Origin of the sequence: Bradyrhizobium yuanmingense (assembly GCF_900094575.1) — a bacterium.
Taxonomy (GTDB): domain Bacteria; phylum Pseudomonadota; class Alphaproteobacteria; order Rhizobiales; family Xanthobacteraceae; genus Bradyrhizobium; species Bradyrhizobium yuanmingense.
Window position 1 is genome coordinate 760,695 of the sequence record NZ_FMAE01000004.1, and the last position, 22,535, is coordinate 783,229.

The window sequence follows — 22,535 nt, forward strand, 5'->3', positions numbered from 1 at the left end:
CCTTCTGTCTGCGGCCATCGTGCTGATCGTGCGTTCAGCGATATAGCGAGCTCCAATGCGTATCGCCCAGCTGGCTCCGCTTGCCGAAAGCGTCCCTCCGAAGCTCTACGGCGGCACCGAGCGGGTGGTAGCCTGGCTTGTGGATGAGCTTGTCGAGCTCGGTCACGACGTCACGCTGTTTGCCAGCGGTGACTCCCGAACGAGAGGCAAACTCCACCCGGTATGGCCACGCGCGCTGCGTCTCGGCCGGAAGGGCGCCGATCCGAACGCAGCCTGCGCGATGCTGCTGGAAGCGATCGCGAGACGAGCCAACGACTTCGACGTGATCCACGCCCATATCGACTGGCTTCCGCTGCCGTTGCTCAGTCGCGTTGGCGTACCGTTCCTGACGACCATGCACGGCCGCCTTGACTTGCCTGGCTTGCCTGACGTGGTTCGGCAGTTCCCAGAAGCAAGCTTCGTGTCGATCTCGGATCACCAGCGCCTGCCGCTTCCGGATGCGAAATGGATTGGAACGATCCAGCACGGGCTGTCGTCGGAGCTGTTGGATCCATCCTATGAGGAGGGATCCTATCTGGCGTTTCTTGGCCGTCTCACGGAGGACAAGGGTCCGGAGGACGCCATCCGCATCGCGCACGCAGCCCGGATGCCTCTTCGCATCGCCGCGAAGATTCCACGCGCCGAGACTGCCTACTTCAGGAAACACCTTGCGCCCCGGATCGACGGCGAGATGATCCAGCTTATCGGCGAAGTCGACGACGTGAAGAAGCAATCATTCCTTGGCGGAGCAGCCGCTCTGCTATTTCCGATCGCTTGGCCGGAGCCTTTCGGGCTGGTCATGATCGAGGCGATGGCGTGCGGAACGCCCGTGATCGCCTATCGCTCCGGCTCTGTCCCTGAGGTCATCGAGCACGGCCTAACCGGTTTCATCGTCGAGAACGAGGAGCAGGCGGTCAAGGCGGTCGGCGAATTGGGCAAGCTGGATCGAAGGAGAGTGCGCGCCCGCTTCGAAGAACGCTTCACCGCATACCGAATGGCGCGCCAGTACGAAGATCAGTACCGCAAGCTGGCTGCCGCGGCAGCTCGGAAGGTCAACACGCAAATGTCGGAAAGGTGAAGGGGGGCGGCGATGTCGCTGTGCTAGATCGCCGCGCCCAATGAGGTGTCGCCGAGCCGGATTCCTTCTGTTTTGCCCGACGTGTCAAAGAATCTTCGCGCGTTGCAAAAACAGCGAGGTAAGACAACCCCTTGGCTACTATGCATGGGGTTGTTTTCGCGAGTTTTGATCGAGGCGGGCCCGCTCGCCTCACGCGCCGCAGACGATCACGCCGTACCAGCCGAGCCCGCGATAGGTCTCGTAGCCTGGGGTGGCATGGAACGCGACCAGTGTGCCCGTGCGTTCCTGATAGAAGCCGGAGCGCTGGCCGTTCAGCGACAGCGAGATGCGTTCGCTGAGGATGCCCTGGCCGTCGGACGCCGCGATCACGCGAAAATTGGAATCGACCAGCAATACGCGCGCCTTGTCGCCGTCGCCGACGCGCACGCCCTGCACGATGGCGCGGGCCTGCGGCTCCCAGTCGAAATGGATGGCGAGCACCCCGATCGGCGCGCCGTTGGCCTGCCCGCCGGCGCGGACGCTGGCGCAATAGGTCGCGACCTGCGCGTTGCCGAGCAGCGGCTGGTTCTCGACGTCGCCGGCGACATAATCGTCGCCGGAGCGAAGGCCTTTCGCGTCGCGAAACCATCTGGTGTGGGCGACGTTCTGGCCGACGACGCGGAAGCGGTCGGCGCGGCCGTTGGCGATGACGTTGCCGTCGAGGTCGCAGAGCCAGAGATCGAGATAGACGGTGTAGGCCCCGAGGATCACGCCGAGGCGCTGCGAGGCATGGGAGACGGCCGCAGCACTGGGCGAGGCCGCGCAATCGACCACGGCGGAATCGGTCGCCCACCAGCGCACATCGCAGGTGCGTTCGTAGAGATTGCGGTCGATCAGCTCGATCGCGTTGAGCGACAGGTCGACCATCCGCTCGCCGCGGGAGCGCTGGCTCATGCGGTCGATCGAGGCGACGAGATCGCCGGTGCGTTTCGTCAATTGGGTCTCGAGCTCGCGGGCGATGGTCTCGACCTGCTGGCCGACGCCGCGCACCTCCTGCGCCACCACCGCAAAGCCCGCGCCTTGCGCGCCGGCGCGCGAGCTCTCGATCAGCGCGTTCAGCGCCAGCATCTTCATCTGGTTGGTGATCTGCTGGATCGACTTGGTCTTGTCGACCGCGATCTGGTTGACCTCGGCGGTGAGACGGTTGATCAGCGCGGAGATGTCGGAATCATCGTCCGCGGGCTCGGTGGCGATCGGCTTGGCTTTCAGACCCAGCGCAGCAGACATCGGGGACTTCCCTTGGCAATGAGGTCTGATCTGCAATGAACCCGGAACAACGACTTACAGATCGAATACGATTCTTTTTCGAGGATTCCGCCTAACGCCTGCTTAATTTGCTGTTTGACGGGATGCCTAAATGATAGTCACTCCGGCCTGGCTGCCGGCCATCCACCGCTTTGTGCGTCCCGGCCGTTGCAAATCGCCGGGGTTTCCCAGCCAATCCTTTCAAGCCAGTCGCGGCCCCGAGCGTGATCGCCCGGACCCGAGTTCCCAATCGATAGCCCTCGTCATGACGCCTCCCGCATCCGCACTCCCCGTCGAAGCGCCTCAGGCCTTCCTGGGCGTCGCGCGCTCGCTGACCGACAAGCTCTGGCGCGACCGTCTGGACGGGCGCGGGGCAGCCCAGGCGCTCGCCATCGTGCAGCGGCACCAATTGCCGGAACTGCTGGCGCGGGTACTGGCGGGCCGCGGTGTCGACATCGACGCGGTGTCCGACTTTCTCGATCCGACCATCCGAAAGCTGCTGCCGGACCCGTTCACGGTGACGGAGATGGAGACCGCCGCCAAACGCATCGCGGATGCCGCGACCAAGGGCGAGAAGGTTGCGATCTTCGGCGACTACGACGTCGACGGCGCGACCTCGGCGGCGCTGCTGGCCTGGCATCTGCGCCATTGCGGGCTCGATCCGCTGATCCATATTCCCGACCGGATTTTCGAGGGCTATGGCCCCAACACGGAAGCGGTGCGCGCGCTCGCGGCCAAGGGCGCCACGCTGCTGATCACAGTCGATTGCGGCACCACCAGCATAGAGCCGCTCGCCGAGGCCAAGCGCCTCGGCATGTCCGTGGTCGTGATCGACCATCACCAGGCTGGCACGGAGCTGCCGGTGGTGGATGCGCTGGTCAATCCGAACCGGCTCGACGATCTCTCCGGCCTCGGTCATCTCGCCGCCGTCGGCCTCGTGCTGGTGACGCTGGTGGCGGTCAACCGCGAGCTGCGCCAGCGCGGCTTCTGGACCAGCGAGATGCCCGAGCCCGATCTCCTGGGCATGCTGCATCACGTCGCGCTCGGCACCGTCGCCGACGTCGCGCCGCTGATCGGTCTCAACCGCGCCTTCGTCGCCAAGGGGCTGATCGCGATGCGGCGGCGCGACCATGTCGGCCACACCGCGCTGATGGACGTGGCGCGGCTCAACGGCCCGCCGGAGGCCTGGCATCTCGGCTTCATGCTGGGCCCGCGTGTCAATGCCGGTGGCCGTATCGGCCGCGCCGATCTCGGCGTGCGGCTGCTGCTCGAAGGCGACAGCGTCGAGGCGGCGCGGATCGCGGCCGAGCTCGACCGTCTCAACAGCGAACGTCGCGTCATCGAGCAGGCGGCGGAAGCCCAGGCCGAAGCCGAGGCGCTGGCCTCGATCGGGTTGGAGGACAAGCTCGCCGTGATCGTCACGGCCTCGGAAGGCTGGCATCCCGGCGTGGTCGGCCTCGTTGCCTCCCGCCTGAAGGAGAAGTTCTCGCGGCCGGCCTTTGCCATTGCGCTGGAGCCGGGCGGCATCGGCACCGGCTCCGGTCGCTCGATCGCCGGCGTCGATCTCGGGAAGGCGGTGCGGCAGGCGGTCGCCGACGGCATCCTGCTCAAGGGCGGCGGCCACGCGATGGCCGCGGGCGTGACGCTGCGCAAGGAGAAGCTCGCCGAATTCCGCGCCTATCTCGAGACCGCGCTGGCGCGCGACGTCGCCGAGGCGCGCCACGTCAACGAGCTCTATATCGACGGCGCAGTCACCGCCCGTGCGGTGACGCCGGAGCTGGCGGCGACGCTCAACCGCGCCGGTCCCTTCGGCAGCGGCAATCCGGAGCCGGTGCTGGCGCTGCCGGCGCATCAACTCGTGTTTGCCGACGAGGTCGGGCAGGCGCATCTGCGCCTGCGCTTCAAGGCGGGCGACGGCGCCATCGTCAACGGCATCGCGTTCCGTTCAGTCGGCCAGAAGCTCGGCAATGCGCTGCTCGCCAATCGCGGCCAGCAGATGCATGTCGCGGGCTCGCTCTCGGTCGATCGCTACCAGGGCGCCGAGCGCGTGCAATTCCGTGTCGTCGACGTCGCGCTACCGGACCAGGGGCCATCCGTGATTAGATGACGCATGATCCGGAAAAGTGCGAAGCGGTTTTCCGACAACGATCAAAGACAACGGTTCCAAACAACAAAAAAAGGGAGTGAGCATGGCAGGGCAGGTTGAGGGCAAGGTCGCGCTGGTGACGGGTGGCGCCTCCGGCATAGGCGAGGCCATCGTCGAGCTGTTCGCGCGCGAGGGCGCGACTGTCGTCATCACCGATATCGACGAGCTGCGCGGCCCGGAGCTCGCCAGGCGCGTAACAAACGTGGGCGGCAAGGCGACCTTCCTGGAGCAGGATGTCACGAGCGAAGAGCGCTGGATCGAGATCGTCGCCGAGATCGCAAAGCGACATGGCCGGCTCGACGTGCTCGTCTCAAATGCCGGGATCGGCATCTCCGTGCCTTCGATCGTCGACATGACCCTCGCCGACTGGCGCAAGCAGAACGCGATCAACCTCGACGGCGTGTTCCTCTCGGTCAAGCATTGCCTGCCTTTGATGCGCAAGATCGGGGGCGGCTCGATCGTCATGATGTCCTCGCTGGCGGGACTGCGCGGCTCGCCCGGATTGTCGGCCTATTCGGCGACCAAGGGCGGCGTGCGGCTGTTCGCCAAATCCATTGCGATGGAGTGCGCGGCGGCGGGCGACGGCATCCGGGTCAACTCGGTTCACCCCGGCATCATCGACACCCCGATCTGGGGCAAGATCCCGACGGGGGCGGCCGGCGCCGGCCAGAACGCCCCGATCGATCCGGAGGAGCGCGCCAAGGTGGTGACGCCGCTTGGTCGTGCGGGCCAGGCGGCGGAGATCGCCTCGGGCGTGCTATACTTGGCTTCCGATGCCTCGCGCTACGTCACCGGCAGCGAGCTCGTCATCGACGGCGGCATGAATGCCGGCGGCGTGCCGCGGCGCGCTTGAGCTGCGCAGGGCAGGGTGGCGGCCGCAGGGGCTGACGCGCAGGCGCAGTCCCTGTACAACACTGGGCAGCTCCCGACCGAAAGAGGTGTCCTTCGCCATGGCGCACAGCCTTCACGCTTCTTCACCCGCGCCCGCGCCATTCCGTTCCAACCGGCCGGATCTCGCCACCGACGCGATCCGCACCGCGCGCGAGGATCTCGCCGCCTGCTTCCGCATGGCCGCGCGCAACGGCTTTGAGGAGGGCATCTGCAACCACTTCTCGGCCGTGGTGCCCGGTCATGACGATCTGTTCCTCGTCAATCCCTATGGCTACGCCTTTCGCGAGTTGACCGCGTCGAAGCTGTTGATCTGCGACTTCCACGGCAACGTGCTCGACGGCGAGGGCGTGCCCGAGGCGACCGCGTTCTACATCCATGCCGAGATGCACAGGCTGCTGCCGCGCGCCAAGGTCGCCTTCCACACCCACATGCCCTACGCGACAGCGCTGTCGATGACCGAAGGCGAGCCCCTGATCTGGGCCGGCCAGACCGCGCTGAAATTCTACGGCCGCACCGCGGTCGACCGCGACTACAACGGCCTCGCGCTCGACAGCCGCGAAGGTGCCCGCATCGCGTCCGCCGTCGGCGATGCCGACATCGTCTTCATGAAGCATCACGGCGTGATGGTGCTGGCGCCGACCATCGCGGAAGCCTGGGACGATCTCTATTATCTCGAGCGCGCCGCCGAGGTGCAGGTGCTGGCGATGTCGACGGGGCGGAAGGTGCTGCCGGTCGATCCCGCGGTTGCGGCGGAGACCTACAGGCAGATGCGCGAGGGCGATACCGAATCCGCCCGGCTGCATCTCGCCGCGATCCGGCGGCAGCTCGATGCGGAAGAGCCGCAATATCGGCACTGACCACGATGTCATTCCGGGCGCGCTAGAGCTGCGCGTATCAGCGGGCCGCGTCGAACTCTGACTTCAGCCAGTGTCGTACAGCCTCGACCGGCTCGGTGAGCGGCCGGTCGCGGCTGCGGACCAAGTGCAGCGAAGAGCCTTCCAGCTCCGGCCCGAATGGTGCGACCAGCGTTCCCTGCGAAAGTTCGTCGGCGACGAGCACAAGACTGTGCAAAGCGACACCAGCGCCGGCGACGGTTGCCTGGATGGCATGGGTTTCATCGCTGAAACGCACGCCGGCGCGCGCATCAACGTCGTCAATGCCGGCCGTCTTGAACCAGCGCCGCCAGGTCGGATTTCGGGCATCACGACGGTGCCAGTCGAAATGTAGCAGCGTTGCTGAGCGCAGGTCGCTCGGTCTTCGGATGCCCAAGCGCGGACTGACCACCGGTGCGAAACGATCGACCGTGAGCGGCTCGGCAATCAGATCGGGATAAGGACCGGAACCGTAGCGAAGTGCGAGGTCCGCGGTCGAATTGAGATCGGCCACCTCCAAGCTCGCAAGCAATGTGAGATCAATGTCGGCTCTGCTCTTTCGGAGCCCAGCAAGACGCGGCACCAGCCATTTGGCTGTGAAAGCCGGCGTCGCCGAAAGTGTGACCACCGCCCGGCGTCGCTTCCGGCTCAATCCCTCCAGAACACGCGCAAACGCATCAAAGCCGTCGCGCAGGACCGGAAGCAGGACCTGACCTTCCGCGGTGAGCAGAACCTGCCGTGTCCGGCGCTCGAACAGCCTGACCCCGACCGTCTGCTCCAGCTGTCGCACCTGATGGCTGATCGCGGTCGGCGTGACGTGAAGCTCATCGGCGGCGCGCTTGAAGCTGAGGTGACGTGCCGCCGCTTCAAATGCACGCAATCCCGCCAGCGGAGGAAGCCTTCTCATCGCGAACTCAAGGATGAATGCAGTTCATCCATAAGCTGAGCAACTTTCGTTTGTCAACGACGGGGCCTGAACCGATCTATTGGGCAAACAGATGAGAGGAGTTCTGCAATGCAACTGCTACAAATCGATTCAAGCGCGCGGTTAGAGCCTTCAGATGCAAATCCGCGCGGTTCGCACACCAGGCGTCTGACTCAGCGTTTCGTCCAACGATGGCTACAGTCGCGGCCGGGGGATCGCGTCGTCTGCCGCGACCTCGGTCGCTTCGCACCGAGTCCGGTGACGGACGACTGGGTCAAGGCGGCCTTCGCGAAGCCCGATCGGCGCGAGCCATGGATGAGAGAGGCTTTGGCGGAAAGCGATGCGTTGGTCGACGAGTTGCTCACAGCTGATCTGATCGTCGCGGGCGTGCCAATGTACAACTTCGGTGTGCCAGCGCAGTTCAAGGCATACATAGACAACGTCGTTCGGGTCGGACGCACGTTCGGCTTCGACCGATCATGTCCAGACAATCCATATTCGGCGCTGCTTGCGGGCATGGACAAGCGCCTTGTCCTGCTCGGCTCGCGCGGAGACTACGGGTACGATCCGGGCGGGCGTATGGCCGCCGTCAATCATGTCGAAGGAGCCGTCCGGGACGTGTTTGCTTTCATCGGGATCACGGCCTTCCACAGCATCGCAGTCGAGTACGACGAATTCGCCGACGATCGGTTGCAGGCGTCGATTGCCGCGGCCGAGCGTACCGTGGATGACCTCGTCGACGAGCTGCTGAAGCTGACAGAACAGCGAAACGCGGCTTAAGGGTCGGCTGCAGCTGCGGCGAGGCGCCAGCGCCGGCGCTTCCGGCCGTGCTAGTTGGTTTGCCGCAGCTTGGCCAGCACCTTCAGCCCGCCGTAGCCATCGGCTGGCGCGATCCCGACTTTCTGCTGAAACTCCTTGACTGCCTTCATGGTGTCGTTGCCGACCCGGCCGTCGGTGCCGCCCGTGTCGAAGCCGGCCTTGGTCAGGCGCGTCTGCATCTCCTGCACCTCGGCGAGCGTCAACGCCCGCTCTGAGCCTGGGAAGGGCTGGATGAAGGGCGGAGCTCCCAGGCAGCGATCCCCGAGATGGCAGATCGCCAGCGCGTAGTTCATGGAAGGGTTGTAGCTCTTCACCGAGTAGAAATTCGGCCCGAGCAGGAAGGTCGGCCCGCCCGCAACCGGCGTCCACATCTGCGCGGATGCGTTGGGCTGCGGAAATGGTTGGCCGTCGGCACGCGTCACGCCGGCCGCCTGCCAGGCCGCATAGGTCCGGCTGCCGCTCATGTTGGCGGGCGCGCGCACCTCGTAGCCCCAGTGCTCGCCGCGATGCCACTTGCCACGATTGACGAGATACTTTGCCGTCGAGCCCAGCGCGTCGTCGGGCTTGCCGAATGGCGAGACCTTGCCGTTGCCGTCATAGTCGATGCCGACATTGAGCCAGACCTCCGGCATCCATTGCGAATGGCCCATCGCGCCGGCCCATGATCCCCGCATGTCCTCAGGCGTGGACCAGCCCTTGTCGACGATGCGCAGTGCATTGATCAGCTCGGTCTCCCAATAGGCCTTGCGGCGCGGCTCGTTCCAGGCGAGCGCGGCGAGCGAGGGAAACACCGGCCTCATGTGGTTCTGCTGCACCAGCGGATCGCCATAGGCGGACTCGACGCCCCAAAGCGCCAGCAGCGTGCCGCGCTCGACCCCGAAATCGCGCTCGATGCGGGCGAACAGCGCCTCGTTGTTCTTCAGCGCGATCTTGCCGTTGATGATGCGCCAGTCCGAGACGCGGCGGTTGATGTACTGCCAGACCTGCTCGCGGAATTCGGGCTGGTTGCGCATCTGCGCGAACACGCTCATGTCCGGTTCGACCCGTCCCATCGCGCGCTGCCATGTCGCGGCGGAAATACCTTTTGCCATCGCGCGCGCACGAAAGCTCTCGCGCCATTCGTCGAAGCCGGGAGGCGCGGCGAGAGCGCGGGTGGGAAGCGCGAGCAAAGCGGCTGCACCGAGCGTCGACTGGAGCAGGGCGCGGCGTGTGTGACGGGGCGAGGAATCAGTGTGCTTCATGGGCACATTCTAGCCGGAAACATGGCACGCGTGAGTCGGTTCCGAAACGGCCGCGTGCGGCAACTCGGCCCGACCCCGTCGGTCGTTCCCACCGGAACAAGTGCCGGACTCCCGCATTCCTCCCACGCCAGGAGGAGAAGAGTCGGTCCTGGTACGGCCGGCCTTCCTGGTTCATCGAATCGTCGGGGTGGAATGAAGATACGCACGCATGCCGAAAGCCATATCGTCGAACTCGACGACGGATCGCAATGGAAGATCTTTCCCGGCGACCTCGCGACGACGCTGAGCTGGAAGCCCGAAACCGATCTGCGTCTGGAGCCGAGCGGTGAGCGGGTGAATTCGCACGTGCTGGTCAATCCCGCCGACCAGACCCGCGTGCGGGTGATCGCGGCCGACGAGAGCTGGCCGGACGGCGCAGTCAAGAACGCCTTGAAAGGCGGGTAGCACCAGCGGCCACGACAGCCGCGAATGCCGGCCGCCTAGTCCTCCTTAAGCTCAGCCGCGATTCCGGAAAGCCAACGCCGGATCGTGGTTTCCGCCTTTGAATCCAAATTGCGAGCGAGCCGCTTCTCCAATTCGAGCACACGCTGCCGGCACGCCTTCAAAAGCGTCGCGCCTCGTGGCGTCAGCGTCCATTGCTGGATGCGGCCGTGAACGGGATGAGGCGTCATCGCAATCGCGCCGTCGCGTTCGAGATTGCGGATGATGACGCCGACGGTCTGGGGCGTCAGGAAGGTGAGGCGGGCGACATCGGCTCCCGACAGGCCCGGATAGGCGTTCAGCATCGTCAGCACCGCGAATTGCGGCGAGGTCACGCCGAGATCGGCGAGCGTGCGTTCCATCGTCAGCCGAACGGCGGCGTGGGCTTGGCGCAGCAGGTAACCGAGATAGCCTTGCTCGCCGCGCTTGCCTTCGCCCGGTGCTGGAACGTGCACCGCACCGGCTGCAACGGCCTTGGGTCCCGATTGCGATTTCGTGACATTCGTCTTGCGCGACATATAAGAGCTCTTATAAGATGTCCGTGCTCTTATAATATGCCGAGGTGAATGGCAATGTCACACGCCCGCAGCGAATATGAAGATTTCAAGCAGATCGCGCCCGATGCGTTTGATCTGGTGCTGGCGCTGGGCCAGCTTGCGGCCAAGGCCGGCCTCGACAAGCAGCTGCTCGAGCTGGTCAAGCTGCGCGCCTCGCAGATCAACGGCTGCGCGTTCTGCGTGCAACACCACGTCGTGCTGTCGGAACGGATCGGCGTTCCCCTCGACAAGCTTCATCTGCTCGCGGTCTGGCGCGAGGCGCCGATCTTTTCGCCGCGCGAGCGGGCCGCGCTCGCCTGGGCCGAGGCGCTGACCTGTCTGCCTGACGGGGTCAGCGAGGAGGTTTACGCCGAGGCGTCCCGCGAATTCTCCGAGACTGAACTGACGTATCTGACCTCGGCGGTCGCCTCGATCAACGTCTGGAACCGTTTTGGTGCGGCGTTTCGCTGGACGCCTGCAAAGCGGCCGGTCGCAGCGGCCGCCGCTGCAGCTTCGTCCTGACGGAGAGAGGGGAGGATCACGATGACAGTCATGAGCCTTTCGGCCCTGCAGTACCCGTTGCCGTCACGTTCGACAGCGTTCGCCGTCATCGCAGGATTAGTCTGCGCGCTGGCAATCGGCAAAGCTCTGCCGGTGACGATCGACAGCGTGTCCAGCGCCCTCGCGCCGCTCTGCGCGACGGCGGCGGAAGGCTCGCCGCTCGACAAGGTTGAGCCGATCGGCTCCTACGCGCTTCCGAACGTGCCCGGCAAACGCGTTACCATCGTGCGCGTGTCCTACGGTCCGGGCGGGTTTTCGCGGCCGCATCGTCACTCCGGCTCCGTCACCGCCTACATCACCAAGGGCGAGATCCGCTCGCAGCTCGGTGGCGGCCCGGTCGAGACGTTCGGTGTCGGCCAGTCCTTCTTCGAACCGCCGGGCTCGACGCATCTGGTCTCGGCCAATGCCAGCATGACCGAGCCGGCGGAACTGATCGCGGTGTTCGTGGCGGATGAGGGCGCGCAACTGACGACGTTCCTGGAATAGGCTGCGCGCGTCATCCGCAATGGCTGTGCTCAGGCCGATCGCGATCGCCTCAACCGCTTCCAAGCCGGCGCGAGTCCGTATTGGACGACCGGAATGGCGACTGCGCCGACGAGCAGTCCAAGCGCACCCGAGATGGCTGCTTCGACCGACCATTCGACGATGCCGGCAACGGATGGAAGGAGATGTGCGGCAGCCTCGGTTATGGCATGGACCGTGTGGCCGATCGCGGGTGGGCCGTACTTCTCGATGCCGTGCAGGATGATGCCACCGCCGACCCAGATCATGGCGGCGGTGCCGATCGTGCTCAGCACCGCCAGGAAAACGGGCATGCCGCGGACGAGCGCGCGCCCAAGCAATCGGATCGCGCCGCCGGCGAGCGAGGCGCCGTCGAACCGCGCGAGGGCGATGCCGGCATCGTCCGCTTTCACGATCAGGGCCACCACGCCATAGACACCAACGGTGATGAAGAGGCCGACCAGCGCCAGCACCAGCGCCTGCGTCCAGATGCTGCCCGCCGGGAGGGCCGCCAGCGTGATCGCCATGATCTCCGCCGACAGGATGAAATCCGTCTTGATGGCGCCAGCGACCTTCTCGTCCTCGACCGACTGGGCATTCAACGCAATCGGCTCGAGCTGAGCTTCGTGCTGGTGCGCATGATGCGGCATCACGGCTTCGAGCACCTTTTCGGCGCCTTCATAGCAGAGAAAGGCGCCGCCCAGCATCAGCAGCGGCGTGACCGCAGCGGGAAGGAAATAGCCGAGCAGCAGGGCAATCGGCAGCAAGATCAGCAGTTTGTTGCGTAGCGATCCGACCGCGATCTTGCCGACGATCGGCAGCTCGCGTTTCGAAGCGAAACCGATGACGTAGTTCGGCGTGACCGCCGCATCGTCGATGACCACGCCAGCGGCCTTTGTGCCTGCCTTGGCTGCCTGGCTAGCGACATCGTCGAGCGAGGCTGCAGCCACCTTTGCGATCCCCGCGATATCGTCGAGAAGACCGATCAGTCCGACACTCATCAACCCATCCTTCTTCGTTCGAGCGGGGGAGTGCGCGACCAGATGCGTCCTGCCCGCTCCAGCAACGAACCAGCACGCTGTCAGTTCTCCTCGCCGCCCGCTCCCTCGCGCAGGTCAGGCTTGAGCACGTCTTCCGGCAGCGCATGGGCCACCGGCTGCGCCGTGACCGCGATCTCCGGGCCGATCTCGCGGCCGCGCGCGCGGATCAGCCGTTCATAGGCCGAGACCAGCGTCGCGTAGGGGCTGACCCAGATCCAGCCATCGCGGGTGAACACCTGGACGTCGAAATGCAGGTGCATCGAGGTGCCGGCGGGACGGTCGAGGTAGTTCGAGATCACGCCGATCTTCTCGCCTTCGGTGACGATGCGGCCGTTGATGACGCCATCGGCGTTCATCGCATGCGGATTCATGTGCATGTAGCGGAAACGGATGTGCTCGGTGCGGCTATTGACCTGTAGCGTTGCGGCCTGGTCCTTGGCGCCACGGATAACGATCGCGTCACGCACGGCGACGACGCCGCGCCGCTTGGAATCGCAGGGCTCGCGGGCTTCGCCGGGTGGCGGGCAGTCGGCGGCGCGGATGTCCTCGCCCTGGTGGCCGTAACCTCCGCCGCATTGCCACACCTCGAAACTACGCGACTCGCAGAAATTGTCGCGCCAGGGATAAGCGGTCGGGCCTTCGCTCTTGTCGCGCTTGCCGAAGGATTGGGAGCGCACGAAGGCGGGCGCCTTCTCCAAGGGAAAGCGGATCTGGGCATAGGCCATGGCGTCGGGATGACCGCCCTGCTTGCGGTAGCCGGTGTTCGGAATGATGTCGCCGCTCGGCCGGTAGCTGAAATCCGGTGAACGCACCGCGGGGCGGTCGATAATGTTGGAGGCAACGTCCGCCAGGGGCCGCATGCGCTGGCCCCCTGCGACGCGCAGCGCCTTCAGGAAGCGCTCGGCGACCGGATAGGCCTCCTTGCAGGCGAGCCGCCGTGGCCTCGCGACACTGTCGAGGCACTGGATCGAGACCACATAGGTGGCGCCGAAGCGGGTGAAGGCGTAGCGCACATAGCCTTCCCGGATGAACCTACGCAGATCCGGGTAGGTTGCGGCGAGCGGCTTGACTGGCTCGCCCTTGCCCCCGGCCGGATCGGCGATGTCGTAGATCAGCGCCGAGCCCGTGATCTGCACCTCGACGGGCTTTGCGTACACCCGGCTTGGCATGCCGTCACCGGCGCCGGGCTCGAGCGAGAAGGTCGCGCTGTAGCCGGCAGGACCGGCATCGAACATGTCGACGGGATTGAAGTCGGCCTGGTAGCGCGACAGCGCGAGCGTCGCCGGCGCGCCGCTGCGCTGCGCGTCGAGATACGCGGCGGCGTCGAACGGCAGCAGCACGGGGACGGGACTTCGGGTAATGCCGGTGAAGAAGCGCGAGGAGACCGCGTTGAGCTGCACCAGTGCCGGCATCGCGCGCGGATCGTAGCGCGGTACCGAACGGCGCGGTGCGAAGATGAAGTCGCCCGCAATCTGGGGACGGCTGTTGATCTCGCTGCGAAGCTGGTCGAGCGCCGCGCGCCACTCGATGCGCAGGGCCGTCAGCGAGGGGCTGCGGAATTCATCCGCAGCGATCGGTGCAGCAACGAGGAGCGACGGCAACGCCAGGAGAAGCGAGACGAAGCGGAGACTGTTCCTGCCCACTGCTTCGCCCCCCGGCGGTACCTGTTCCGATCCTCGATGGCTCGTTTAGTCCTTAGCACGCTCGGAGTAGGAGCCGTCTTCGGTCATCACCACAATGCGCGTGCCGACCGAGATGTGCGGCGGCACGGTGGTGCGCACGCCGTTGGACAGCACCGCCGGCTTGTAGGAGGAGGAGGCGGTCTGGCCCTTGGTCACCGGCTCGGTCTCCACCACTTCCAGCGTCACGCGCTGCGGCAGTGCGATCGACACCGGATTGGTGTCATGCATCGACAGTTTGACGGTCATGTCCGGCTGAAGATACGCGGCCGCGTCGCCGACGACGTCCTTGGAAACCTGAACCTGGTCGTAGGTCTCGGGGTTCATGAAGTGGTAGCCATCGCCATCTTCGTAAAGGAAGGTGTAGTTGCGCTCTTCGATGGTGGCCTTTTCGACCTGGTCGGTGGTCTTGTAGCGTTCCGAGATCTTTACCCCGTCCGAGATTCGGCGCATTTCGATCTGGCTGACCGGGGTTCCCTTGCCGGGATGGATGTTCTCGGCGCTCACGACGACATAGAGCTTGCCGTCTTGCTCGATCACGTTGCCCTTGCGAATAGAACTGGCGATGACTCTCAAAGCTGTATTTCCTGCTTGCTTGGCCCGGCACCAGCCAGGACGTGGTCGAATTGCTGGGGGACTTGGGGCCTCAAACCGGACCTCGGCACCCGTTTTGGGCCGCAACATACTGATTTTGCCGTTGGATGCCAGCATTTTGCTGCCGGCCGGGGCGGTCGGTTGATGGCTGGGGACAAGCCGATGTCGCCGTCCTGGTCGCCCGCGCGCCACCTCGACCGACGGCCGTTCCTCCAGGCCAGGGCCGCCGTGACCGGAGCTTTGCGGGGTTTTTTCGCCGAACAGGGGTTTGTGGAGGTCGAAACCTCCGTTCTCCAGGTCTCTCCGGGCAACGAGACCCATCTGCACGCCCCCAGGACCGAGATCATGCGGCCCGACGGCAGCCGGGCCAGCCGATACCTGCGCACCTCGCCCGAGTTCGCCTGCAAGAAACTGCTGGCGGCGGGCGAGACGCGGATTTTCGAGTTCGCACGGGTGTTCCGGGACCGCGAGCGCGGCGACCTGCATCTGCCCGAGTTCACCATGCTGGAATGGTACCGGGCGGGAGCGCCCTATGATGCCATCATGGCCGATTGCGTCGTCGTGATCGCCCGGGCGGCGCAGGCGACCGGGATTGGGACCTTCTCCTTCCGCGGCCGAACCGCCGATCCCTTCGCCGAGCCGGAGCTCCTGACGGTCGAGGGCGCCTTCGCGCAGTTCGCCGGCGTCGACCTGTCGTCGACAATCTCGGGCGGCGAGGGTAACCGTGCGGCGCTCGCCGAGGCGGCAGCCGGGAAGGTCCGTGTCGCCGAGGATGACACCTGGTCCGACATCTTCAGCAAGGTGCTGGTCGAACACGTCGAGCCACATCTGGGGCAGGGGCGTTTGACCATCCTGTTCGAATACCCATCTCCAGAGGCGGCGCTGGCGCGGGTGAAGACGGACGATCCGAGGGTCGCCGAACGTTTCGAGGTCTATGCCTGCGGCGTCGAGCTCGCCAACGGCTTTGGAGAGCTGACCGATGCCGGGGAGCAGCGCAAACGCTTCACGGAATCCATGACGGAGAAGCAGCGCCGCTACGGCGAAGCCTATCCGCTCGACGAGGATTTTCTGGCGGCGGTCGCCGCAATGCCGGAGGCGAGCGGTGTCGCGCTCGGCTTCGACCGGCTGGTGATGCTGGCGAGCGGCGCCACACGAATTGATCAGGTGGTGTGGACACCGCCTGCGGATGAGAGATGACAAAGACGAACCTTGCACGCACTCTGCGCGACCCTGCCGAGCTGGTAGCCGAGGGCCTGGTCCCCGCATCGGCGCTGCCGGCGCTCGAACGCGTCGCCGCGCGCTATGCTGTGGCGATCACGCCGGATCTGGTCGGGCTGATCGACGCGACGGATCCCGACGATCCCATCGCGCGGCAGTTCGTTCCTGTTTCGGCCGAGCTCGAGGCGCAGCCGGGCGAGAATGCCGATCCGATCGGCGATCACCCGCATTCGCCGGTGGCGGGAATCGTGCACCGCTATCCCGACCGGGTGTTGTTCAAGCTCGTGCACGTCTGCGCGGTCTATTGCCGCTTCTGCTTCCGCCGCGAGATGGTCGGGCCCGGCAAGGAGAATGCGCTGTCGGAGAGCGCCTATCGCACCGCGATCGACTACATCCGGTCGCATGACGAGATCTGGGAAGTGATCCTGACCGGCGGCGATCCTCTGATGCTGTCGCCCCGGCGGATGAGCGAGATCATGGCCGATCTTGCGGCCATCGATCACGTCAAGATCATCCGTCTCCACACCCGTGTCCCGGCGGCCGAACCCGCGCGCGTCAGCGCGGAGATGGTTGCAGCCCTGAAGGTTGCGGGCGCGGCCACCTGGGTCGCGGTACACGCCAATCACGCGCGCGAACTGACGAGGGCCGCGCGCGATGCCTGCGCGCGGCTCGTCGATGCTGGAATTCCCCTGGTGAGCCAGTCCGTGCTTTTGCGCGGCGTCAATGACGACATCGCCGCTCTCTCGGATTTAATGCGAGCTTTCGTCGAATGCCGGATCAAGCCCTATTATCTGCACCACGGCGATCTCGCCCCGGGAACGGCGCATCTGCGCACGACGTTGGCAGAGGGGCAGGCCTTGATGCGGCAGTTGCGCGGGCGGGTGTCGGGCCTGTGTCAGCCGGACTATGTCATCGACATTCCCGGCGGTGCCGGCAAGTCGCCGGTGGGTCCGAATTACGTGTCGGCGGTGAAAAATACCGCAAACGAGACAAGTGAAGCGGAATCAGAAACGCGCTATCGTATCGTCGACTATTGCGGCGACGTTCATCTCTATCCGCCCGAGGCATGAGTGGCGATGGCATCGACGCTGACTTGAGTGCTGGGCTTGGACGCTGATTTGAGAATGGAGAAATGGACATGACGAAGATCATGCTGGCAGTATCGCTCGTGGTCTTGCTTGGCGGCGCGGCTGTTGCGCAGACCGGCGGCTCCAAGGGATCGACCTCAAGCGGCGCATCGTCCGGGTCGGTGTTGCCGGCGCCGGTCGGTCATCGCCAGCCGCGTGCCAGCGATGTGCCTAGCGAGAAGAATCTGAGCGATCCCAACGATCCGCTCAGCAAGGAAAACCAGGCGCTCGACAAGAAGATCAAGAGCATCTGCCGCGGCTGCTGAGGCTTTCACCTCTCCCCGTCGGGGAGAGGTGAGGAATGAGCCATCCCAAGCTCGGCCATCCGTCAGGCTGATCGCTCGTGCAGTCCGGCGCGCCGGATGTTGCGGCCGATTTCGACCGCGTCGGCGAGCTGCTCGAGCGTCTTCGACGTCGTTGCCCAGTCAATGCAACCGTCCGTGATGCTCTGCCCATAAGTGAGCGGCTTGCCCGGTACGACATCCTGCCGGCCGGCGACGAGGTTGCTCTCGATCATCACGCCCATGATGCGGCTCTCGCCGCCCGAGATCTGACGGGCGATATCGGCCATCACCAGCGGCTGGTTCTCCGGCTTCTTGCTCGAATTGGCATGGCTGGCATCGACCATCACCAGCGGGGCAACGCCGGATTTGGTCAATTCGTTGCAGGCCGACGCAACGCTTGCCGCGTCGTAGTTCGGTTCAGCTCCGCCGCGCAGGATGATGTGGCAGTCCTCGTTACCGGCGGTCGAGGCGATCGCCGAGCGGCCGAGCTTTGTGACGGCCATGAAATGATGGGGATGCGAGGCTGATTTCACCGCATCGGCCGCGATCCGCACATTGCCGTCGGTGCCGTTCTTGAAGCCGACCGGGCAGGACAGGCCCGAAGCCAGCTCGCGATGGATCTGGCTCTCGGTCGTGCGCGCGCCGATCGCGGCCCAGGAGACGAGGTCGGCGATGTATTGCGGCGTGGTCATGTCGAGGAACTCGGTGCCGGCGGGCAGGCCGAGATTGTTCACCGCCGCGAGCACGTTGCGCGCGAGCCGCAGCCCCTTGTTGATGTCGAAGCTGCCGTCGAGGTCGGGATCGTTGATGAGGCCCTTCCACCCGACCGTGGTGCGGGGCTTCTCAAAATAGACCCGCATCACGAGCTCGAGCTGATCGGCGAGATCCTCGCGAAGCTTTGCTAGCCGCTCGGCATAGTCGAGCGCCGCCTTGGGATCATGCACCGAGCAGGGGCCGACGACGACCAGAAGGCGGTCGTCCTGATTGCTCAGGATGGCATGGATGGCGTTGCGCGCGGCCATCACCACACGCGTCGCGGTGAGCGTGCGCGGGACTTCCCGCATCACCTCTTCCGGCGTGCTCAGCTCTTTCAGTTCGCGGATACGAAGATCGTCGGTCGTGCTCAGCACGGCGGGCTCCTGTCTGTTTTAGAACCTGCCGGCCAACAAAAAAGCCGCCAGGGTCTGGCGGCTGTTCGGACGTTTGCTGCAATGTTTCAGATTGAGCGCGATCCTCCCGCCGCCAGCGAGCTGTCGTAGCTAAAGTACCAAAAATAGCTGGTGGCGACGGTGATCATGGAAGGCCATATAGCGTGCCGCTGGCGCCTTGTCACCCCCCAATCAGAATGTGGAGCGACGAGGCGCCTCAGGTGTTGCCATTGCGTGCCGCCAGCGCCATGCCGATCAGGGTGGCGCCGCCGAACAGCAGGTTGATGCCGACGAGGACGCCAATGGCCCACTCCGCCGAGCTCGGCAGTCCCGTGATCACCATGAACGAGATCGCGATGTCGACGAGGCCCGAGATCAGCAGCCACGACCAGCGGCCGCTGAGCTCACGGCGGTGCTCCAGCGCGTACATGATGGTGGCGACGCCCTCGGCGAGGAAATAGGCGCCGAGCACGATGGTCAGCGTCAGCACGGCCTGCATCGGCCGGGCCAGCAGCAGCAGGCCGGTGAGCACAGCGAGCGCAGCCGAGATCAGCGACCACCAGAAGCCCGGCGTGCTGCGCGCCCAATAGGTCGCGATCAGTCCGCCGATGCCGCCGATCAGGAACATCCAGCCGAGGAAGATCGCAGTCGCAAGGCTGGCGAGCGGCGGCAGGACGAGCGCGGCAATGCCGAGGACGGCAAGCAGGATCCCTTCGAACAGAAAAGCCTTCCAGTGCGCCTTGACCGTCTGGTTCATCTCGGATTGGAGGCGGGCAAATTCCTCGGGCGATGTCATCGTCTGGCTCCGGAACGAGAGGATTGCGTCCCAATCTAGTGGGCCTGTCGCGCGTTCGCCATGCGTTGGATCAAGTGCCGCCGGGCGCCGACGAAAAGCCTTCCGCGTTGGTGCGAATGCGGTTGCGGCCGAGAATGTAGATCGCCGATGTGACAATCAGAAGCGCAAGGCCGAGCAGGATCGAGACGAAACCGATCGGAATCAGCGCCAGCGTCAGGTTGCGCTCGGGGTTGATCAGCCAGTGATGGATCGAGGTCAGGACAAAGGCGAGCCCGACGAACCCGATGCCGCCGCCGGCGAGCAGCAGCGCCCACATCCGGCGCAGCTGGCTGAGCCGCTCGCGCGCGACATCGGTTCGCGGCGCGTGGTGGCGCGCGACGCGCCGGACCAGGCGGATGGCGAAGGCGATCGAGCCGAAGCCGATCAACAGGCTCGCAGCGCCCAACCACATGCGGAGTGTCGGATCGAGATCGGGCATGCGCTGGAGCGTCAGCAGCGGGAAGTCGAAGGCCGTATGAAGCGCGAGCGGGCCACCGAAGATCAACAGCCGGCTGGAAAGACGGGCCCAATCGCGATGGTGGCGGTTTGCGCCAAGCGCCGTGCCGGCGCGCGCGATGGTCAGGTAGGCGCCGGCGATGATGCCGAGCGCGCCGTGGAACGGCACGGTCAGGACGCTGCGCAGCGCGGCAAGCGAGCGCCACATGTCGGCGTGCTGGACCAGGTAGGCGAGATTCTCGTAGGCGGCGAAGCCGAGGCCGACCGCGGCGCCGTAGACCACGGTGTCCATCGGATTGGCAAAGGTGCGTCGCTTGGTCGAGGAGACCAGCACGATGGCGAGCACCTTGACGGCTTCCTCGGGCAGCGCGACGCCGAAGATCGAATGCATCGCCAGCGCCGCCCAGGGATCGTCGGGGGCGGCGATCATCTTGGCGAAGGGGGCGCGGGCGAGGCCCAGGAGCGAAATGCTCGCCGCCCCTAACAGGAATGCGGTCCAGACCTGGGCCGGCGGCCCCGGGCGTTCCTCGGCAGCGATGACGAGCCAGAGCAACAGCAGCGCCGGGGCGATAGCGGCAGTTCCGATGACGGTGGGGAGCGCTTCGATCAGGTACATTGGCGCCGAAAATAAGTTCCCTTGATCCGCTTATCTACGTTCTCCGATGCGACCATGTGTCATGCGCCGGCTGTCGGCTCCCTGAAGGCGCGCGACTGCTGCCGTTCATCCGGGCTCATTGTGGGGAGTAGAATACGAGCGCAATCAATCGCATGATGGCAGAAGCTCGCCAGTCACCGCAACGATTGCCCGGTGCGCTGCGGATCGAGATTTGCAAGCGAGCTCAAGGAAATGCGCGGGATTCCTCGATTCTTGGCGCATCTGCGCAGCGTGCCGGCTGCTGGCCTTAGTCTAGTCAGTGCGTCGTGATCGCGGGCGGCGCGTCGGGTGCGACGTCGAAGGCGCCGAGATGGAATTCCTCGCCGGCGGACTCATGTGACCCGGAACGCTGCGCCAGCAGCGTGAACGCGGCGCGCGGGTATCGTTTCCAGATTTCGAGATCGCCGGCGGTGATGGTGAGCCAACCGAACGTGTACATGTAGCGTCCGGGCTCGGTGACCCGGCCGACCCTGTCCCAAGTGATCTTGTCGACTGCCATTCGGTCCCCCGATCGCAAGTCTGCAAAATGACGTCCGGCCCGAGGCACAGACCTGCAAAAGCTGATCCGGCATTGGGGCCGCTATAGGGCGGCGAATTCAGGCCGACTTCAGCAAGGGCGCGCGGACGATCAGGCGGACGAGGTCGTCACGGTCCAGCTTTTCGGCGAATTTGACCGCAAAGCCGTGCTCGAACTTGCGGATCACCCGCCCGACACAGGCGCCGACCGCAAGCGGGGTTCCGACCACCGGATCATACTCGGAGGACACCGCGACGCCGGCCGTCGAGACGTCGATGATGAAGCACGGATGGCAGCTGCCGTCCGCGAGGGTCAGCACGGTGTGCGAGACTTGCGGAACGAAACGCGCGTCACGCCGCAGGTCCCGAACATTGACATCCTTCTGCTTCTTCTCGAGCCAGGTCAGCTTTTCCGACATCCAGGCGCGCCGCGCCCGCGTCATCTCGAGCTCCATCAGGAAGCCCGCCTTCAGCGTCGCGCTGATGGTGCCCTGGAATTCGCCGAAATCCTCGAAGTAGGAGGTCAAGCGCTCGCCGACCTTGCCGACCACGGGCACGTCCACGATCATCCGGAACGGCGAGACGCGCTTGGTGCGGCAGGCGAAGCTGCGCAGCTTGCCTTCGCAATCGTACCAGCGGGGCAGCGAGTAGCTGCCGCTGACCGTAACATCCACTGCTCGCTGCCTCAGGAAGTCTGCGACGGACATGAGCGCTGACCGGGGGTTCGGGTGATTGCCGTAGTTCCACGGTAGCGAGCAAATTCTAAGCAAATGATACTGCTGCCTAATAGCTGGGGTGAATTTTCGGTAAATGGCGCGGGTCGGCAGAGCAGCGGGAAGCGCGGCATAAGCGACGGCTAGCGAGGTCCGAACAGCACCAGGATAGCCAATGCGGCAAAGGCGAACTGGATCATCGTCCATATCAGTCCGTTCGGACGGATCTCCCATCGCAGGCGCGGCAATGCGCGCCGCAGCGCGAGCCCGGTCAATGCTTCGACGAGGGCGAGCAGAATGGCAATGCCGGCCAGGGAAGACCATGACTGGGTCGGAGGCAGCCAAGACGCGAGCCAGGCGGGAACCGAGGCTTTCAGGGGGCCGAGCAACGCGAACCATCCGAACCAGAATACAAAGCGCTTGACGAGGTCTTGGCCGATCATTTCGGGCTCGAGGCGGATACCGATGCTTGCCAGCGCGCTTTCGATGCGCTCGCCATCGGTCAGGAAGAGAAAGGCACCGAGGTAGAGCGGAACGCGCGAATGGAAGAGCAGGGCGATGACACCGAACAGCACGATGTAGCCGAAGGCATCGCCGAGAATGTCAGCGACGGCCTGGCCTGACCGCTCCGGCGAGGGCGGCGTCAACGCCGCTTGGCGCTCCGGCAGTGATTGGAGGTGGGCCATGTGCGCCAGCATCTTGGCGCGCCGGTCCGGCGCATGCTGGCGCGGGTGGCGCAGCCATGTGGGAAGCGCCGGCATCTGCGATGCGTCTGCAATGTCGGCTTTGAGCTGCGGCATGGGCCTCGACCGGTTTCGACCTGACATTGGTCGGAGACGAGGGGCGAGGAGGTTCATGCTGCCGCGGCGGCTTGCGCCTCTGGCGCTCCCTAGCGGA

24 protein-coding genes are annotated in these 22,535 nt (G+C 65.2%); 11 read left to right on the forward strand and 13 right to left on the reverse strand.

The features are described from left to right. Positions 1-55: 55 nt before the first annotated feature. On the forward strand, positions 56-1,117 hold the full coding sequence (locus GA0061099_RS17155; protein ID WP_036022953.1) for a glycosyltransferase family 4 protein: 1,062 nt from the start codon (positions 56-58) through the stop codon (positions 1,115-1,117). 189 nt (positions 1,118-1,306) lie between these two features. Here the strand turns inward: GA0061099_RS17155 and GA0061099_RS17160 are convergent, their stop codons facing one another. Then, positions 1,307-2,383, reverse strand: a complete 1,077-nt coding sequence (locus GA0061099_RS17160; protein WP_035999854.1) for a methyl-accepting chemotaxis protein — start codon at positions 2,381-2,383, stop codon at positions 1,307-1,309. Between the two features lie 283 nt (positions 2,384-2,666). Between GA0061099_RS17160 and recJ the strand changes: the two genes are divergently transcribed. The 3 genes from recJ (at position 2,667) to GA0061099_RS17175 (ending at position 6,295) form a co-directional block, all read left to right on the forward strand. Next, entirely contained in the window at positions 2,667-4,508 is a 1,842-nt protein-coding gene (recJ, locus tag GA0061099_RS17165; protein ID WP_036022954.1) for a single-stranded-DNA-specific exonuclease RecJ, read from the forward strand. Positions 4,509-4,590: 82 nt separating this feature from the next. Further along, entirely contained in the window at positions 4,591-5,400 is an 810-nt protein-coding gene (locus tag GA0061099_RS17170) for an SDR family NAD(P)-dependent oxidoreductase (RefSeq protein WP_036022955.1), read from the forward strand. Between the two features lie 97 nt (positions 5,401-5,497). Beyond that, entirely contained in the window at positions 5,498-6,295 is a 798-nt protein-coding gene (locus GA0061099_RS17175) for an aldolase (protein WP_035999848.1), read from the forward strand. A 37-nt stretch (positions 6,296-6,332) separates the two neighbouring features. Here the strand turns inward: GA0061099_RS17175 and GA0061099_RS17180 are convergent, their stop codons facing one another. Further along, entirely contained in the window at positions 6,333-7,217 is an 885-nt protein-coding gene (locus tag GA0061099_RS17180; protein ID WP_035999847.1) for a LysR substrate-binding domain-containing protein, read from the reverse strand. Positions 7,218-7,325: 108 nt separating this feature from the next. Here GA0061099_RS17180 and GA0061099_RS17185 point away from each other — a divergent pair, with 108 nt between their 5' ends. Then, positions 7,326-8,015 (forward strand): FMN-dependent NADH-azoreductase, encoded by a 690-nt coding sequence (locus tag GA0061099_RS17185; protein WP_035999845.1) that lies wholly within the window; start codon positions 7,326-7,328, stop codon positions 8,013-8,015. 50 nt (positions 8,016-8,065) lie between these two features. On the opposite strand, the gene GA0061099_RS17190 is transcribed toward GA0061099_RS17185, so the two are convergent. Next, the gene (locus GA0061099_RS17190) at positions 8,066-9,295 is read right to left on the reverse strand and encodes a lytic murein transglycosylase (RefSeq protein ID WP_035999838.1); all 1,230 of its coding nucleotides are present in this window, start codon (positions 9,293-9,295) and stop codon (positions 8,066-8,068) included. A 192-nt stretch (positions 9,296-9,487) separates the two neighbouring features. On the opposite strand from GA0061099_RS17190, the gene GA0061099_RS17195 reads away from it, so the two are divergent. Beyond that, on the forward strand, positions 9,488-9,739 hold the full coding sequence (locus tag GA0061099_RS17195) for a hypothetical protein (RefSeq protein WP_035999836.1): 252 nt from the start codon (positions 9,488-9,490) through the stop codon (positions 9,737-9,739). Positions 9,740-9,774: 35 nt separating this feature from the next. On the opposite strand, the gene GA0061099_RS17200 is transcribed toward GA0061099_RS17195, so the two are convergent. Further along, complete coding sequence (locus tag GA0061099_RS17200) at positions 9,775-10,293, reverse strand: MarR family winged helix-turn-helix transcriptional regulator (RefSeq protein WP_036022956.1); 519 nt, start codon at positions 10,291-10,293, stop codon at positions 9,775-9,777. 54 nt (positions 10,294-10,347) lie between these two features. Between GA0061099_RS17200 and GA0061099_RS17205 the strand changes: the two genes are divergently transcribed. Both GA0061099_RS17205 and GA0061099_RS17210 read left to right on the forward strand, forming a co-directional pair. Beyond that, on the forward strand, positions 10,348-10,833 hold the full coding sequence (locus GA0061099_RS17205) for a carboxymuconolactone decarboxylase family protein (protein ID WP_036022957.1): 486 nt from the start codon (positions 10,348-10,350) through the stop codon (positions 10,831-10,833). A 21-nt stretch (positions 10,834-10,854) separates the two neighbouring features. Next, positions 10,855-11,358 carry a cupin domain-containing protein gene (locus GA0061099_RS17210; RefSeq protein ID WP_036022958.1) on the forward strand — a complete coding sequence of 168 codons (504 nt, stop codon included), beginning with the start codon at positions 10,855-10,857 and terminating at the stop codon, positions 11,356-11,358. Between the two features lie 29 nt (positions 11,359-11,387). Here the strand turns inward: GA0061099_RS17210 and GA0061099_RS17215 are convergent, their stop codons facing one another. From GA0061099_RS17215 to efp, 3 genes are all read right to left on the reverse strand, one after another. Beyond that, complete coding sequence (locus GA0061099_RS17215) at positions 11,388-12,374, reverse strand: DUF808 domain-containing protein (protein ID WP_035999800.1); 987 nt, start codon at positions 12,372-12,374, stop codon at positions 11,388-11,390. Between the two features lie 80 nt (positions 12,375-12,454). Further along, positions 12,455-14,056 (reverse strand): peptidase M23, encoded by a 1,602-nt coding sequence (locus tag GA0061099_RS17220; RefSeq protein ID WP_035999796.1) that lies wholly within the window; start codon positions 14,054-14,056, stop codon positions 12,455-12,457. 45 nt (positions 14,057-14,101) lie between these two features. After that, entirely contained in the window at positions 14,102-14,668 is a 567-nt protein-coding gene (efp, locus tag GA0061099_RS17225; RefSeq protein WP_028136595.1) for an elongation factor P, read from the reverse strand. Positions 14,669-14,830: 162 nt separating this feature from the next. Here efp and epmA point away from each other — a divergent pair, with 162 nt between their 5' ends. The 3 genes from epmA (at position 14,831) to GA0061099_RS17240 (ending at position 17,297) form a co-directional block, all read left to right on the forward strand. Beyond that, entirely contained in the window at positions 14,831-15,883 is a 1,053-nt protein-coding gene (gene epmA / locus GA0061099_RS17230; protein ID WP_036022959.1) for an EF-P lysine aminoacylase EpmA, read from the forward strand. Continuing rightward, a complete protein-coding gene (locus GA0061099_RS17235; protein WP_036022960.1) occupies positions 15,880-16,974 on the forward strand; it encodes a lysine-2,3-aminomutase-like protein in 1,095 nt (364 codons plus the stop codon). Before epmA ends, GA0061099_RS17235 begins: the two co-directional genes overlap by 4 nt. A 68-nt stretch (positions 16,975-17,042) precedes the next feature. Beyond that, positions 17,043-17,297 carry a hypothetical protein gene (locus GA0061099_RS17240; protein ID WP_035999808.1) on the forward strand — a complete coding sequence of 85 codons (255 nt, stop codon included), beginning with the start codon at positions 17,043-17,045 and terminating at the stop codon, positions 17,295-17,297. A gap of 62 nt (positions 17,298-17,359) precedes the next feature. Here the strand turns inward: GA0061099_RS17240 and GA0061099_RS17245 are convergent, their stop codons facing one another. The 6 genes from GA0061099_RS17245 to GA0061099_RS17270 all read right to left on the reverse strand — a co-directional run bounded on the left by GA0061099_RS17245 (position 17,360) and on the right by GA0061099_RS17270 (position 22,399). After that, positions 17,360-18,445, reverse strand: a complete 1,086-nt coding sequence (locus GA0061099_RS17245; RefSeq protein ID WP_036022961.1) for a 3-deoxy-7-phosphoheptulonate synthase — start codon at positions 18,443-18,445, stop codon at positions 17,360-17,362. 235 nt (positions 18,446-18,680) lie between these two features. Beyond that, the gene (locus tag GA0061099_RS17250; RefSeq protein WP_036022962.1) at positions 18,681-19,259 is read right to left on the reverse strand and encodes an HdeD family acid-resistance protein; all 579 of its coding nucleotides are present in this window, start codon (positions 19,257-19,259) and stop codon (positions 18,681-18,683) included. A gap of 70 nt (positions 19,260-19,329) precedes the next feature. Further along, entirely contained in the window at positions 19,330-20,370 is a 1,041-nt protein-coding gene (locus GA0061099_RS17255) for a PrsW family glutamic-type intramembrane protease (protein WP_036022963.1), read from the reverse strand. Between the two features lie 295 nt (positions 20,371-20,665). After that, entirely contained in the window at positions 20,666-20,908 is a 243-nt protein-coding gene (locus GA0061099_RS41185) for a hypothetical protein (protein WP_036022964.1), read from the reverse strand. Positions 20,909-21,005: 97 nt separating this feature from the next. Then, complete coding sequence (locus GA0061099_RS17265; protein ID WP_036022965.1) at positions 21,006-21,632, reverse strand: pilus assembly protein PilZ; 627 nt, start codon at positions 21,630-21,632, stop codon at positions 21,006-21,008. 149 nt (positions 21,633-21,781) lie between these two features. Next, a complete protein-coding gene (locus GA0061099_RS17270) occupies positions 21,782-22,399 on the reverse strand; it encodes a hypothetical protein (protein ID WP_225156221.1) in 618 nt (205 codons plus the stop codon). Positions 22,400-22,535: the final 136 nt, after the last annotated feature.

Bases quoted from the DNA above. Each gene is read 5' to 3' on its own strand.
- GA0061099_RS17185 (WP_035999845.1), top strand. From the start codon at position 7,326: ATGCAACTGCTACAAATCGATTCAAGCGCGCGGTTAGAGCCTTCAGAT.
- GA0061099_RS17155 (WP_036022953.1), top strand. From the start codon at position 56: ATGCGTATCGCCCAGCTGGCTCCGCTTGCCGAAAGCGTCCCTCCGAAG.
- GA0061099_RS17195 (WP_035999836.1), top strand. From the start codon at position 9,488: ATGAAGATACGCACGCATGCCGAAAGCCATATCGTCGAACTCGACGAC.
- recJ (WP_036022954.1), top strand. From the start codon at position 2,667: ATGACGCCTCCCGCATCCGCACTCCCCGTCGAAGCGCCTCAGGCCTTC.
- GA0061099_RS17190 (WP_035999838.1), bottom strand. From the start codon at position 9,295: ATGAAGCACACTGATTCCTCGCCCCGTCACACACGCCGCGCCCTGCTC.
- GA0061099_RS17210 (WP_036022958.1), top strand. From the start codon at position 10,855: ATGACAGTCATGAGCCTTTCGGCCCTGCAGTACCCGTTGCCGTCACGT.
- GA0061099_RS17250 (WP_036022962.1), bottom strand. From the start codon at position 19,259: ATGACATCGCCCGAGGAATTTGCCCGCCTCCAATCCGAGATGAACCAG.
- GA0061099_RS17160 (WP_035999854.1), bottom strand. From the start codon at position 2,383: ATGTCTGCTGCGCTGGGTCTGAAAGCCAAGCCGATCGCCACCGAGCCC.
- GA0061099_RS17215 (WP_035999800.1), bottom strand. From the start codon at position 12,374: ATGAGTGTCGGACTGATCGGTCTTCTCGACGATATCGCGGGGATCGCA.
- GA0061099_RS17235 (WP_036022960.1), top strand. From the start codon at position 15,880: ATGACAAAGACGAACCTTGCACGCACTCTGCGCGACCCTGCCGAGCTG.
- epmA (WP_036022959.1), top strand. From the start codon at position 14,831: ATGGCTGGGGACAAGCCGATGTCGCCGTCCTGGTCGCCCGCGCGCCAC.
- GA0061099_RS17175 (WP_035999848.1), top strand. From the start codon at position 5,498: ATGGCGCACAGCCTTCACGCTTCTTCACCCGCGCCCGCGCCATTCCGT.
- GA0061099_RS17180 (WP_035999847.1), bottom strand. From the start codon at position 7,217: ATGAGAAGGCTTCCTCCGCTGGCGGGATTGCGTGCATTTGAAGCGGCG.
- GA0061099_RS17240 (WP_035999808.1), top strand. From the start codon at position 17,043: ATGACGAAGATCATGCTGGCAGTATCGCTCGTGGTCTTGCTTGGCGGC.
- GA0061099_RS41185 (WP_036022964.1), bottom strand. From the start codon at position 20,908: ATGGCAGTCGACAAGATCACTTGGGACAGGGTCGGCCGGGTCACCGAG.
- GA0061099_RS17255 (WP_036022963.1), bottom strand. From the start codon at position 20,370: ATGTACCTGATCGAAGCGCTCCCCACCGTCATCGGAACTGCCGCTATC.
- GA0061099_RS17265 (WP_036022965.1), bottom strand. From the start codon at position 21,632: ATGTCCGTCGCAGACTTCCTGAGGCAGCGAGCAGTGGATGTTACGGTC.
- GA0061099_RS17205 (WP_036022957.1), top strand. From the start codon at position 10,348: ATGTCACACGCCCGCAGCGAATATGAAGATTTCAAGCAGATCGCGCCC.
- GA0061099_RS17270 (WP_225156221.1), bottom strand. From the start codon at position 22,399: ATGCCGGCGCTTCCCACATGGCTGCGCCACCCGCGCCAGCATGCGCCG.
- GA0061099_RS17200 (WP_036022956.1), bottom strand. From the start codon at position 10,293: ATGTCGCGCAAGACGAATGTCACGAAATCGCAATCGGGACCCAAGGCC.
- GA0061099_RS17170 (WP_036022955.1), top strand. From the start codon at position 4,591: ATGGCAGGGCAGGTTGAGGGCAAGGTCGCGCTGGTGACGGGTGGCGCC.